The organism is Halomonas sp. BC1 (genome assembly GCF_002078135.1).
GTDB lineage: Bacteria > Pseudomonadota > Gammaproteobacteria > Pseudomonadales > Halomonadaceae > Vreelandella > Vreelandella stevensii.
In genome coordinates this window covers 72,084-85,467 of record NZ_LFGS01000019.1, presented here as the reverse complement: position 1 = coordinate 85,467, position 13,384 = coordinate 72,084, and the positions used below count along the sequence as shown (strand labels likewise).

At 62.6% G+C, this 13,384-nt stretch carries 11 protein-coding genes; 7 read left to right on the top strand and 4 right to left on the bottom strand.

Annotated elements, in window-relative coordinates; translation table 11 throughout:
- Positions 1 to 139: 139 nt before the first annotated feature.
- From B7L72_RS14445 to lptF, 4 genes are all read right to left on the bottom strand, one after another.
- Positions 140 to 388 carry a bacterioferritin-associated ferredoxin gene (locus B7L72_RS14445; protein ID WP_081195168.1) on the bottom strand — a complete coding sequence of 83 codons (249 nt, stop codon included), beginning with the start codon at positions 386 to 388 and terminating at the stop codon, positions 140 to 142.
- 177 nt (positions 389 to 565) lie between these two features.
- The gene (locus B7L72_RS14440; protein ID WP_016914997.1) at positions 566 to 1,051 is read right to left on the bottom strand and encodes an RDD family protein; all 486 of its coding nucleotides are present in this window, start codon (positions 1,049 to 1,051) and stop codon (positions 566 to 568) included.
- A 25-nt stretch (positions 1,052 to 1,076) separates the two neighbouring features.
- The gene (gene lptG, locus B7L72_RS14435; RefSeq protein WP_016914998.1) at positions 1,077 to 2,156 is read right to left on the bottom strand and encodes an LPS export ABC transporter permease LptG; all 1,080 of its coding nucleotides are present in this window, start codon (positions 2,154 to 2,156) and stop codon (positions 1,077 to 1,079) included.
- Positions 2,156 to 3,235 carry an LPS export ABC transporter permease LptF gene (lptF, locus tag B7L72_RS14430; RefSeq protein ID WP_026001840.1) on the bottom strand — a complete coding sequence of 360 codons (1,080 nt, stop codon included), beginning with the start codon at positions 3,233 to 3,235 and terminating at the stop codon, positions 2,156 to 2,158. Before lptF ends, lptG begins: the two co-directional genes overlap by 1 nt.
- 148 nt (positions 3,236 to 3,383) lie before the next feature.
- Between lptF and B7L72_RS14425 the strand changes: the two genes are divergently transcribed.
- The 7 genes from B7L72_RS14425 (at position 3,384) to B7L72_RS14395 (ending at position 13,375) form a co-directional block, all read left to right on the top strand.
- Positions 3,384 to 4,904, top strand: a complete 1,521-nt coding sequence (locus B7L72_RS14425; protein WP_081195166.1) for a leucyl aminopeptidase — start codon at positions 3,384 to 3,386, stop codon at positions 4,902 to 4,904.
- A gap of 151 nt (positions 4,905 to 5,055) precedes the next feature.
- A complete protein-coding gene (locus B7L72_RS14420; protein WP_081195163.1) occupies positions 5,056 to 6,177 on the top strand; it encodes a branched-chain amino acid aminotransferase in 1,122 nt (373 codons plus the stop codon).
- Positions 6,178 to 6,248: 71 nt separating this feature from the next.
- Positions 6,249 to 6,680, top strand: coding sequence for a DNA polymerase III subunit chi (locus B7L72_RS14415; RefSeq protein WP_081136683.1), 432 nt, complete (start codon positions 6,249 to 6,251; stop codon positions 6,678 to 6,680).
- A 79-nt stretch (positions 6,681 to 6,759) separates the two neighbouring features.
- Positions 6,760 to 7,938, top strand: coding sequence for an MFS transporter (locus B7L72_RS14410; RefSeq protein WP_081136685.1), 1,179 nt, complete (start codon positions 6,760 to 6,762; stop codon positions 7,936 to 7,938).
- Between the two features lie 119 nt (positions 7,939 to 8,057).
- The gene (locus B7L72_RS14405; protein WP_081195159.1) at positions 8,058 to 10,952 is read left to right on the top strand and encodes a valine--tRNA ligase; all 2,895 of its coding nucleotides are present in this window, start codon (positions 8,058 to 8,060) and stop codon (positions 10,950 to 10,952) included.
- Positions 10,953 to 11,080: 128 nt separating this feature from the next.
- The gene (locus B7L72_RS14400) at positions 11,081 to 12,133 is read left to right on the top strand and encodes a phosphotransferase (RefSeq protein ID WP_016915009.1); all 1,053 of its coding nucleotides are present in this window, start codon (positions 11,081 to 11,083) and stop codon (positions 12,131 to 12,133) included.
- Between the two features lie 24 nt (positions 12,134 to 12,157).
- Positions 12,158 to 13,375: an ABC transporter substrate-binding protein gene (locus tag B7L72_RS14395; RefSeq protein WP_081195157.1), complete on the top strand. Its 1,218-nt coding sequence runs from the start codon at positions 12,158 to 12,160 to the stop codon at positions 13,373 to 13,375.
- Positions 13,376 to 13,384: the final 9 nt, after the last annotated feature.

Genomic DNA, 13,384 nt, shown 5'->3' with positions numbered 1-13,384 from the left:
TGCCGGACGAGGGGCGCTCTCGCGCCCCTCGCTATCCATCCTCGCACTAGAAGTACGAGGTTTTTCGCGATGTTCGATAAAAAGGCTTACTCCCAACGTTGTCGGGAGTATAGACGGGAAAACAAAAATTTCAAATAAATCAATTATTTGCTAACGATAAGCCTAACAAGAGTGATTCGCGCCATACGGCGTAAGCGAGACTCATGTCGGCTTCGGCCCGCGCCACCTGAACCGCTTCACGGGTCAGCGACTTGGCATAGCAGGCGCATTTGCCGCACTGCGTGCCACAGCCGGTAGCTTCACGCACTTCTCGCCAGCTGCGCGCTCCGTCGCTCACTTGCTGACGAATCTGATGGTCGGTTACTCCTTTGCACACGCATACGTACATAGCGCCACCTCATACAAGACATGAGATGAATGTAAATGATTCGCATACATCTTTTCAAGTAGAAAACACTACTCTTTAGTAGCGATTCTTCTTGAGGCTCTGCTAATGGATAGCTAACCGATTGACGAAAAGCTATTTTTCATCCTTTTCGTCGCTCGAATTTTTTCATTATTTTTATCACTTCTTGGGCAACACCACGGTTTCCGTGCGCGATACGATGTCGGGCCAGCTTCTGCGCTGCCGGTCGAACAGCACCCACCAATAGCCCAGCCCCAGGGCGGCCAGCGACACCCAGGCCACCGCACAGCGAATCAGGCTCTGCTGCAAGGAGATGGCGTGCCCGTCCAGCGTTTGCACGCGAAGCCGCCAGGCCTGCATCCCCAGCGTCATGCCGCCACGTCGCCAGGCATAGACGAAAAACAGCGTCACGAAGAACACCAGTATCAGCCGTAAGCTCCAGATGTCCAGCGCCGTCGTGCCGATTTCATCCGCCGTCTGGCCCAGCACGAAACGAAAGAACGCCAGATGGGCAACGGTGGCCGCAATCCAGATGGCCAGCACCAGAAAACCGTCGTAAATCATGGCGCCCAGACGGCGTCCCAGCCCCGCAGGCCACACGCTGTCTAACTGGGTGAAGCGTCTTGTATGGGTCACTCTTTCCATCCTCTTTTCAATGCGTATACCCCGCTCAACCGTTGCGGCGCAGGAAGTAGATGCCCACCGCCGCACAGGCCAGGGTGGGCACTAGAACAGCCCAGACCGGCGAAAACCCGAACAGCGTGGAGGCCGGGGCCAGCAGGTCCTGTACGTACTTGAACAGCAGGCCGGTGACCACGCCATAGAAGACCCGCGTCCCTGCCGCCACGGTACGCAGCGGGCCAAACACGAAGGACGCCGCAATCAGTACCAGCGAGCCCATGGTGAGCGGCAGCAGCACCTTCTGCCAGAAGTAGAGCAGCGGCTGGTCGGCCTGAAGCCCCTGGCTCTTGAGGAATTGGGCATAGGCCCAGAGTTCGCTGGGTGCCTGGCTCTGGATATCGCGCAGCAAGCGTTCCAGCTGCGTCGGCGTCAGGTTCGTGTCCCAGGCAGTCGTTGGCTGGTAATCCGATTCGGTCCGCGCATCGTATATCCGGGTCGTGGTGACCTCTTCCAGCACCCAGGCACCCTCTTCCCAGTGCGCGCGCTGCGCATGGGTCGCCTCCACCAGCCGCCGCTCGTCGAAGCGGTAACGGGTCAAATCCAGCACCACGTTGTCGGCACGGATGGCGCCAAAACGGTAGACGCTGTCACCTTCGAACTGCCAGCCGCTGCGACTGGTCAGCATCGCGCCTTCGCCCTGGCGCTGCTCCAGCCGCCAGGCTTCGGCGTACTGTTCGGTGCGCGGGGTCACGAACTCGGCCACCAGCAGCACGACGACGACGACCAGCAGCACCGGCTTCATGACGCCCCATACGATACGCACCAGCGAGCGGCCCGCCGCCCGCATTACGGTCAGCTCGTTACTGGAGGCCATACTCCCCAGGCCAATCAGCGCGCCAATCAGCACCGCTACCGGCGCATACTGATAGAACCGCCAGGGCAGGCGCATGATCAGGTATAACAGCACATCCAGAGCAGTGTAGTCGCCCTGGGTGTCGCTCAAGTCACCGATGTAGGCAATCGTGATATCCAGCCCCAGCAAGACACACTGCACGACGATAATGGCCGCCAGCACGTTGCGGGCAATATAGCGATCCAGTCGGTCAGCCCCCATCAACCCATTCAGCATTAGCGCATTCCTTTCCGTTGCGAGTGCCATAGCAGCAAACAGCCCAAGGCCAGGAACAGGCCATGCACCGGCCACACGCCGATAGCCGCAGGCAGCGAGCCGCCGCCAATGGCATCCACCGCTGCCAGCAACAGGCTAAGATACGCGACATACAGAAACACTGCAGGCAGCAGCTTGGCAAATCGCCCCTGGCGCGGGTTCACCCGAGAAAGCGGCTGTGCCAGCAGGGCCAGCACGAAGACCATCAGCGGCAGGCCTACCCGCCACTGAAACTGCGCCTGGGCGCGGGGGCTTGCGTCGTTCCACAGCTCAAGGGTACTGGCATACTCAAGAGAATCCAGCTCCTGACGGTCTCGGCTCAAACCCAGCCGCAGGGTATAGCGCTCGAAGGTCAGACGTTCGGCATTCAGAAGGCCTGGGGTGACGCCGTAGCGTTCACCGTTTTCCAGCACCAGGAAGCGACTGCCGGTCTCGACGCTGGTTTCCTGGTAGCCCGACCCGGCCCGGGTCACGTAGCTGTGCGGCTGTTCGGCCCCCTGCCGCGCCTGTTCGTGCACCAGCACTTCCTGCATCTGTCGGCCATCGCTGCTGAAATCGGTGATGTACGCGGTACGCCCGCCGCCAAAATCCTGAAAACGTCCGGGGGCCAGTACCGAGACGTCCAGGCGGCTGCGCTGCTCTTCCAGCGTGGTTGCGGTTTGCAAGGCCCCGGTAGGCGTCAGCCACAGGCTACACAGCCCCACCAGCACGGCCACCACGGAGGCGGGCAGCAGCGTCACCCGCAGCAGCCGGGTCGGGCTCATGCCACAGGCCACCATGACGGTGATTTCACTGTTCATGTAGAGCTGGCCATACGCCAGCAGAATGCCGAGGAAAAACGACAGCGGCAGAATCAGCTCCATAAACCCGGGCAAATGGAACACCATCAGGCTGCCCAGAATCGTCACGGGAAAATCGCCCTCGGCCGCATCCGAGAAATAGCGGATGAACCGGCTACCCATGATCACCAGCAGCAGAATGCCTGCCACCGCAGACATGGTCAGTAATACTTCACGAGTTAAGTACCGAAATAATATCAACGTACTCTCCGGCTAGCGGTACAGGTTGCCATGCAATGCGCCCGTGGCTTGGGTACACTATTCATCGAATTGGATACACTGATCACACTGGTCGTAAATGACGGGGCATTATCCCGAATCACTCGTTGCTTGTCTTGTTGGAGACGTCATGGAATTTTCCGTTCAGACCGCAAACCCAGCCAAAGCCGAAACGGCTTGTCTCGTTCTGCCTGTCTACAAGGATAGCGACTTACTCCCCGCTGTCGCCAAACTCGACGATGCCAGCGAGCGGCTGATCGGCCAACTGCTGAGCCGCGGTGACTTCGACGCCGCCCTGGGCAATGTGCAGATGATTCCCTTTGCACCAGGGCTGGGCGCCGAGCGCCTGCTGCTGGTTGGGCTGGGAGAGCGCGGCAAATGCCAGGAAGCCGCTTTCCTCAAGGCACTGGACGCGGCCATGACAGCGCTGGTCAAGCTCCCCATCGATGAAGCCAGCGCTACCTTCACCGACGTGCCGCTGGAAGGCCGCGATGCCAGCTGGAAAGCGCGCAAGACCCTCGAAGCTGCCGAGCGTGCCCTCTACCGCTTCGATCACTTCAAGTTCGCGCCCGCCAAACCACCTACCCTGGCCAAGCTTCACCTGATCGTGACGGACGCCGCCGAAGGCCTGCTGGCCAAACAAGGCGCCGCGTTGGGCTGCGCGATTGGGCAAGGCATCAACGTCACTCGCACCCTGGGCAACCTGCCCGGCAACGTCTGCACGCCCCGCTACCTGGCCGAACAGGCCGAAGCGCTGGGTCGCGAGTCACAAGGTGCGCTGGCCGTCGACATCCTGGACGAGGAAGCGCTGGAAGCGCTGGGCGCTCACTCGCTACTTTCCGTGGGTCGCGGCAGCCGCGAACCCTCGCGCCTGATCGTGATGAAGTATCAAGGCGCCGAGGATGCCGACGAAGCGCCCCACGTGCTGATCGGTAAAGGCATTACCTTCGATACCGGCGGCATCTCGCTCAAGCCCGGCGAAGGCATGGACGAGATGAAATTCGACATGGGCGGCGCCGCCAGCGTGTTCGGCACCGTCAAGGCCGTGCTGGCCATCAGGCCCAAACTCAATGTGGTGTTCATCGTCGCTGCGGCCGAGAACATGCCCGACGGCGCTGCCACCAAGCCGGGCGATATCATCAAGACCCTGAAGGGCTTGAGCGTCGAAGTGCTCAACACCGATGCCGAGGGCCGTCTGGTGCTGTGCGATGCACTCACCTACGCCGAGCGCTTCACGCCGGCCAGCGTCGTGGATATCGCCACGCTGACCGGTGCCTGCATCGTTGCCTTGGGCCATCACGCCACCGGCCTGCTGGCCAATGACGACGACCTGGCCCTCGACCTGCTGGACGCCGGGGAAACCGCCTGGGACCGCGCCTGGCACCTGCCGCTGTGGGACGAGTACCAGGAGCAGCTGGACTCCAACTTTGCCGACCTGGCCAACATTGGTGGCCGCCCAGCAGGCACCATCACGGCGGCCTGCTTCCTGTCGCGCTTCGCCGACCACTTCCCCTGGGCGCACCTGGACATCGCGGGCACAGCCTGGCACTCCGGCAAGCAGAAAGGCGCCACGGGTCGCCCAGTGGGTCTGCTGACCCAATACCTGCTGGACCGTGAAGCCGACGCCCAAGTGGAAAACAGCGGCGACTGACGCCAAAACAGGCCAACAATGGTTGCCTTTCCGTAGCGCAACCGTTAAACCTGACAGCATAAGCGTGTGCCGGGGCTACCTCGGCACACGCGATACCCCATACAACGCTTTTACGCCCTTCGGGGCCTGGCTCTAGCGGAGAGAACACGCCGTGCCCACAGCTTCAGATGCTCAGTTCGACTCACGTTTTGAAACGCTGCCCTCCAACCAGCCGGTGGCCGATGCGATTCGTGACAATATTCTGCAAAACCCAGGATTCGGTAAGTACTTCACCGACCACATGGCCCACGTACGCTGGACCATCGATGCCGACTGGCACGGCCATCAAGTGCGCCCCTACGGTCCGCTGACCCTGGACCCTGCCGCCTCGGTGCTGCACTACGGCCAGGAAATCTTCGAAGGCATCAAGGCGTACCGTCACGCGGATGGCTCGGTGTGGACCTTCCGTCCCGAGAAGAACGCCGAGCGTTTCCGCCGCAGTGCTCGCCGCCTGGCCCTGCCGGAACTCTCCGATGAAGACTTCCTCGGCTCGCTGAAAGCGCTGCTGGCCCAGGATCACGTCTGGGTGCCCACCCCCGCCAACGACGCCGACGAGTGCAGCCTCTACCTGCGTCCGTTCATGATCGCTTCGGAAGCGTTTCTGGGCGTGCGTCCGGCCCACGAAGTCGATTACTACGTGATTGCGTCGCCCGCGGCGGCCTACTTCAAAGGCGGCATCGAGCCGGTCTCCATCTGGCTCTCTTCCCACTACAAGCGCGCGGCCCCCGGCGGCACCGGCTTTGCCAAGTGTGGCGGCAACTACGCGGCCTCCCTGGCAGCTCAAAAAGAAGCGGCTGCCAATGGCTGTAGCCAGGTGGCGTTTCTGGATGCGGCCGAGAACAAGTGGATCGAAGAGCTGGGCGGCATGAACCTGTTCTTCGTTTACAAGGATGGCCGCATCGTCACACCGCGCCTGACCGACACCATTCTCGAAGGCGTGACCCGCAACTCGATCCTGACCCTGGCCAAGGATGCGGGCCTGACGCCCGAAGAGCGCGCCATCAGCATCGACGAATGGCGCGAAGGCGCGGCCTCCGGCGAGATCACCGAAGTCTTTGCCTGTGGCACCGCCGCCGTGATCACGCCAGTGGGGGAACTGGTGACCGAAAACGAGCGCATCCGCCTGCAGGGTGACGGCAACAACGAAGTAGCCAAGCGCATCCGCAAGACGCTGCTCGACCTTCAGTATGGCCGCAGCGAAGACAAGTACGGCTGGCTGACCCGCCTGGTCTAATCACACCGGGCTTTGCCCCCCCGGCCGCTGCTTGGCCGGGGGGAGCACCGCCAGACTGCTGGAGCCATCCGATGGCGCGTATCGATTTCTATATTCTTCCCGACACCACCCTCGACGCCCGCCTGCAGTTCGCCTGTAAACTGGCAGAGACCATCCATCGCAAAGGCTACCGCCTGCACCTGCACTGCGAAGACAAGGCGCTGGCCGAGCAGGCCGACGACGCCCTGTGGCACTTTCGCGACGACGCCTACCTGCCCCATGCGCTGGAAGACAGCGAGCTGGCGGCCAGCGTGCCCATCACGCTGGGCTGGCAGCGGTTGCCGGTGCCCACGGAAGCGACCGCGCTACTTAATCTGCACCCAGAGATCCCCGAGGGCTTCGAGCACTACGCCCGGGTCGCGGAAATCATCAACCAGCACCAGCAGGTGCTGCTGGCCAAGCGCGCCTGCTGGCAGCGCTACAAGGCGCTGGGGCACGAGGTGGTGCCGCACAAATTAGGCTGAGGAGGCGCTCCGAGCAACTCACCCCCTGCCGTCCTCCCATCATCATTCAATAACAACAACTCCAAGGATAGGACACCCCATGCCGTCAACTGTCCTGGCCCGCTGGCCGCTTGCCGTCATTGTCATTGCTCAGCTCTTTGGCACCTCGCTGTGGTTCAGCATCAACGGCGTTGGCCTGGCGCTGCAGGAAGCGGCGGGACTCAGCGAGCGCGACCTGGGGCTGCTGACCATGGCCGTTCAAGCGGGCTTCATTACCGGCACGCTGGCCATCGCCACCACGGGCCTGGCGGACCGCGTACGGGCCAGCCAGCTGTTTGCCGTCTCGGCCGTGCTGGGCGCCGTGCTCAATGCCGCCTTCATTGGCGTGGTGGAGAGCCTCTCGCTGGCAGCCATGGTACGTTTCATGGTGGGGCTTTGCCTGGCAGGCATCTACCCGCTGGGCATGAAGCTGGTGGTCAGCTGGACACCCCGCCATGCAGGCTCGGCACTGGGGTGGCTGGTCGGCATGCTGACCCTCGGCATTGCCTCGCCGCACCTGCTGCGGGGCGTCACGCTGCATTTGCCCTGGCAGTGGCCGCTGCTGCTCTCCTCGGTGCTGGCGCTGCTGGCCGCGCTGCTGATTCTGCGGCTGGGCACAGGGCCCCACCTGCCTGCCAAGGCCTCGGCAGGCCGCCCTTGGGCAGGGCTTGCCGCCTTCAAACAGAAAGCTTTCCGCGCCGCCTCGCTGGGCTATTTTGGCCACTGCTGGGAACTCTACGCCCTGTGGGCGCTGGTCCCCTTGCTGGTGGCCAGAGAGCTGGAACGGCTCAGCGCCGCCGCCAGCCTTCAGCCGTGGCTCAGCTTTGCCGTGATCGCGCTGGGCCTGCCCGGGTGTGTGCTGGCAGGCCGCTGGAGCCGTCGCATAGGCAGCGCAAAGGTGGCCTTCGTAGCGCTGGCGGTATCCGGCACCCTATGCCTTCTATACCCGCTGCTGGCGGGCCTTTCGCCAGGGTTCCTGCTGGCCCTGCTGGCGCTCTGGGGCATCAGCGTGATTGCCGATTCGGCGCAGTTTTCGGCCCTGGCATCGGCCAGCGCGCCCCCCGAGCGGCTGGGTGCCGCCCTGGCCATGATGAATGCCATCGGCTTTGCGCTGACCATCCCATCCATCGCGCTGGTAACGTCGCTATGGGAAAGCCAGGGGCCCTGGGTGACCTGGTGGCTACTGCCCGGCCCCGTGGTTGGCCTGTTGACCATGCGGGGTTTAAGGACGCATTCTTGATCCGTCAATACACCCCTGACGCCCCCAGGCGAGTCGCGCTATACTTGTCGCCATTTTGCATCCTTGACCTATGAATTCGATACCTCGCTAGGCGGGGCGTCTCTGCTGTGAGTGACTCCATGGATAAGACCTACCAACCCGAACAGATCGAAACCCGCTGGTACGAGCGCTGGGAAGCCGACAATCGCTTCGCGCCATCGGGTCATGGCCAACCCTTCTCGATCATGATTCCGCCGCCCAACGTTACCGGCAGCCTGCACATGGGCCATGCGTTCCAGGACACCATCATGGATACCCTGACGCGCTGGAAACGAATGCAGGGCAACAACACCCTGTGGCAGGTAGGCACCGACCACGCGGGTATCGCCACGCAGATGCTGGTGGAGCGCAAGATTGCCGTAGAAGAAGGCAAGACCCGCCATGACCTTGGCCGGGATGCCTTCATCGACAAGGTGTGGGAGTGGAAGGAGGAGTCTGGCGGCCACATTACCCGCCAGCTGCGCCGCATGGGCGCCAGCGTTGACTGGAGCCGTGAGCGCTTCACCATGGACGATGGCTTCTACAAGGCGGTTCAGGAAGTCTTCGTGCGCCTGCATGAAGAGGGCCTGATCTATCGCGGCAAGCGGCTGGTGAACTGGGACCCCACCCTGCACACCGCCATTTCCGACCTGGAAGTCGAAAACAAGGAGCAGCAGGGCAGCTTCTGGCACTTCCGCTACCCGCTGGCCGATGGCGTCAAAACCGACGACGGCAAGGATTACGTGGTGGTCGCCACTACCCGCCCGGAAACCCTGCTGGGCGACACCGGCGTGGCCGTGAACCCGGAAGACCCGCGCTATGCATCGCTGGTCGGCAAGTTCATCGAACTGCCGCTGGTGGGCCGCCGCATTCCCATCGTGGCCGACGAGCACGCCGACATGGAGAAGGGCTCTGGCTGCGTGAAGATCACCCCGGCCCACGACTTCAACGACTACGAAGTCGGCAAGCGTCAGAACCACCTACTGATCAACGTCTTCACCAAGGATGCCACCCTCCTGGAGCAGGCGGAAATCTTCGACCTGAAAGGTCAACCGCAGCCCGATGAAGACGCCAGCCTGCCGGCCAAGTACGCGGGCCTGGACCGTTTCGAGGCACGCAAGCAGATCGTTGCGGACATGGACGCGCTCGGCCTGCTGGAGCAAGTGGAAAGCGTCAATAACACGCTGCCCTACGGCGACCGCTCCGGCGATGTCATCGAGCCGCTGCTCACCGACCAGTGGTTCGTGGCGGTGGAAAGCCTGGCCAAGCCCGCCATCGCGGCGGTAGAGAATGGCGACATCCAATTCGTGCCCAAAAACTACGAAAACATGTATTTCGCCTGGATGCGCGACCTGCAGGACTGGTGTATCTCCCGCCAGCTGTGGTGGGGCCACCGCATTCCTGCCTGGTACGACGCCGACGGCAATGTGTACGTGGCTCGAACTGAAGAGGAAGCCCGCGAGAAGCATGGCCTCGGCGCTGACGTCGTACTGACCCAGGACGAAGACGTGCTGGACACCTGGTTCAGCTCGGGCCTGTGGACTTTCGCCACCCTGGGCTGGCCGGAAAAAACCCCGGAGCTGGACACCTTCCACCCCTCCAGCGTGCTGGTCACCGGTTTCGACATCATCTTCTTCTGGGTCGCCCGGATGATCATGATGACGCTGAAATTCACCGGCGAAGTCCCCTTCAAGACCGTCTACGTCCACGGCCTGGTGCGCGACGGCCAAGGCCAGAAGATGTCCAAGTCCAAGGGCAACGTGCTTGACCCCATCGACCTGATCGACGGCATCACCCTGGATGCGCTGCTGGAAAAACGCACCGGCAACATGATGCAGCCTCAGAAAGCCAAGGCGATTGCCAAAGCCACCAAAGAGGAATTTAAAGACGGCATCGAGCCCCACGGCACCGATGCGCTGCGCTTTACCTTCCTTTCACAGGCCACCACCGGGCGCGATATCAAGTTCGACATGAACCGCCTGGATGGCTACCGCAACTTCTGCAACAAGCTGTGGAACGCCTCGCGCTACGTGCTGATGAACGCCGAAGGCGAAGACTGCGGCAACCAGGGCGAGGAAGTGGAGCTCTCGCTGGCCGACCGCTGGATCATTTCCCAGCTGCAGAAAACCGAAGCGCAGGTCACCAAGGCGATGGACGAGTACCGCTTCGACCACGCCTCCCAGGCGCTTTACGAGTTCGTCTGGAACGAGTACTGCGATTGGTACCTCGAGCTTTCCAAGCCGGTGCTGTGGGAAGATGACGTACAGGGAAGTACCAATGCCGCGGGAGACAGGACGTCGCAAGCGGCAGCGCTAGTGAAGCGTAAGCGCGGCACGCGCCGCACCCTGGTGCGGGTGCTCGAAACCATCCTGCGCCTGGCCCACCCGATGATGCCCTACATCTCGGAAGAGATCTGGCAGCGGGTCGCCCCTCTGGCGGGCACCTACATGGGCGATGGCGCGTCCATCATGCACCAGGCATGGCCAGAAGCCGACGAGAGCAAGATCGACGAGCAGGCCACCCGGGATATCGAGTGGCTGAAGGGCGTGATCATCGCGGTGCGCAACATCCGCGCCGAAATGAACATTGCCCCCGGCAAGCCGCTGGACGTGCTGCTGACCAAGGGCCAGCCGGAAGACGCCGAACGCCTGGACCAGAACCGCCGCTTCCTGGCCAAGCTGGCCAAACTGGAAAGCGTCACGTGGCTGGCCAACCCGGATGAAGCGCCGCTCTCGGCCACCCAGCTCGTCGGTGATATGGAAGTGCTGGTACCCATGGCCGACCTGATCGACAAGGACGCCGAGCTTGCCCGTCTTGCCAAGGAGATCGACAAGCAGGACAAGCTGATTGGCGGCATCGAGAAAAAGCTGGGCAACGACGGCTTCATTGCCAAGGCCCCCGTGGCGGTGGTGGAAAAGGAGCGGGCAAAGCTCGCCGAATTCCAGGCCACCCGGCAACTGCTGGAAGAGCAGCAGGCCAAGATTGCGGCCATGTAAGGCGACAGCGACGCAGCGGCACCCTCCGGGGTGCCGTTTTTGTTACAGTATCTGGCAACCACTTGGCACCCTGGTGAGCCCCTCTCCCATCAGCGCCACCACGGCTTTCATTGCGCGGAACAATCACGATGTCCACTCTTTCAGCGGCACGCCTGCAGGCGCTGGCAGCCACCTTGCAGCGCGAGGGGATCGACTATCGGTCGCTCTCCCCCATGGCTGACACCGGCCTGGCTCACGACCATGTCTGGATTCACCGCCAGCGGGAAGACTGGGTCGCCAGGCTGCCCAAGCAGAGCCAGATGAACCTGCCACCGCAGGCCAACCTGGACTACCAGGCCGCCTGCTATGCACGTGCCAGCCAGGGCGGACATACGCCGTGCTTACACCATGTGCTCCCCGCCACCCCAGAGCTACCCCGGGGGGCGCTGCTGGTCGATGCGATTCACGGGCGTTTGGCTGAACTGCCCGGAGATTTATCGTCCATCGCCGATGCCCTTGCCAGCCTGCACTGCCAACCCCTGCCATGCACGACCGCTCGGGCACCGCTACTGGCCCCTGCCGACCCCTGGCAGGCCATGGTAGCGGAAGTGCATCAACAGGCGAGCTGGTTGGCGAAAGCACAGCTACCCGCCGGGATTGGCCAGCGCATTCAGCAGGAGCTGGATTTACTGCCCCGCACGCTGCCCAATGCCTCACCGACCCTGATCAGTTTTGATACCCATCCCGGCAACTTCCTGGTCACGGATACCGGGCGCGCCATCCTGGTCGATCTGGAAAAATGCCGCTATGGCCTGCCGGGCATCGACCTGGCGCACACGTCGCTCTACACCTCGACGACCTGGGACCTGAATAGCCAAGCGGTGCTCAGCCTGGACGAGGTGGTCGCTTTCTACCGCCGCTGGCAGACGCAGATGTCAACGCAGGGGCAAACCCTGCCGAATGTCGAGACGCTGATGGCCTGTCGACGCGCCACCTGGCTCTGGTCGCTCACCTGGTGCGCCAAGTGGCGCGCCCAGCATCTGCACCGCCAGGATGAACAGCGCCAGGGCGAAGACTGGTCGGCAGAGCTGACCAACGACGCCGTCATCACCCATGTCCGTGACAGGGTAGAGCACTATTTGTCGCCCGCGATCATTGACCACGTGCATGGTGAGCTTCAATGTTTACAAACCGCGCTATAACCGACTGACGTTACGAGGCATTCGATGAAATCACGCTCTGCTTTAGCCACCGCCGTGGCGCTTGCTTTAGCGACCCTGACAACGCCGGTGGTCGCACAGCCCGACCAACAGGAGTGGGAAAGCGTCCTGGCCGATGCCGAAGGCCAGACCGTGTACTGGAACGCCTGGGGTGGCGATGACCGCACCAATCGCTACATCGACTGGGTCGCCGGGCAGATGCGCACCACTTACGGCGTGCGCGTCGAGCACGTCAAGCTCGATGACACCAGCAGCGCCGTGGCTCGGGTGCTGGGAGAAAAGCAGGCGAGGAATCACGACGATGGCAGTATCGACCTGATCTGGATCAACGGTGAGAACTTTGCCGCCATGCGCGCCCAGGACCTGCTGTTCGGCCCTTTTGCCGACTCGCTGCCCCATTTCGCCCTCACCCACCCCGACGACAACCCCGAGGTAGTGACGGACTTCACGCTGCCCACCGAAGGCTATGAATCCCCCTGGGGCAAGGCGCAAATCACCTTCTTCTACGACAGCGCCCACATCGACACGCCTCCCCAGAGCATCGAAGCTTTGCTGGATTGGGCGCAGCAGAATCCCGGTCAGTTCAGCTACCCGCGCATCCCCGATTTCACCGGCAGTACCTTCCTGAAGCAGGCGCTGATCGAACTGACGGAACAAGACGAGGCGCTCTATCAGCCTGTCGAAGACGCGGATTTCGAGGCCATCACGGCTCCGCTGTGGGCCTACCTGGATGCGCTGCACCCCCACCTGTGGCGCAGCGGCCGCAGCTTCCCTGCATCCGGCCCCAATCTGCGCACGCTGATGAGCGATGGCGAGATCAGCCTGGCCTTCTCCTTCTACCCCACCGATGCCGCCGTGGCCGTGATGGAGTACGAGTTGCCGGACAGCGTGCGCAGTTATGTGCTGAAAGGGGGCACCCTGGGCAACGTCCACTTTGTAGCGATTCCCTATAACTCGCCCCACAAGGCGGGCGCCATGGCGTTGGCCAACTTCCTGCTCTCGCCGGAGGCGCAAGCGCAGAAGCAGTCGCTGAGCATGTGGGGCGACCGCAGCGTGCTGGCCATCGACCAGCTCAGCGATGCGCAACAGGCGCTGTTCGAGGAGGGCGACCACCATCCTTCGGCCCTGCCTGCCGACGCTCTCTCCAATACCCTCGCCGAGCCCCACCCCAGTTGGATGACCGCCCTGCAAGCCGCCTGGCTCGAGCGCTACGGCGTCAACTAAGCATGGCCT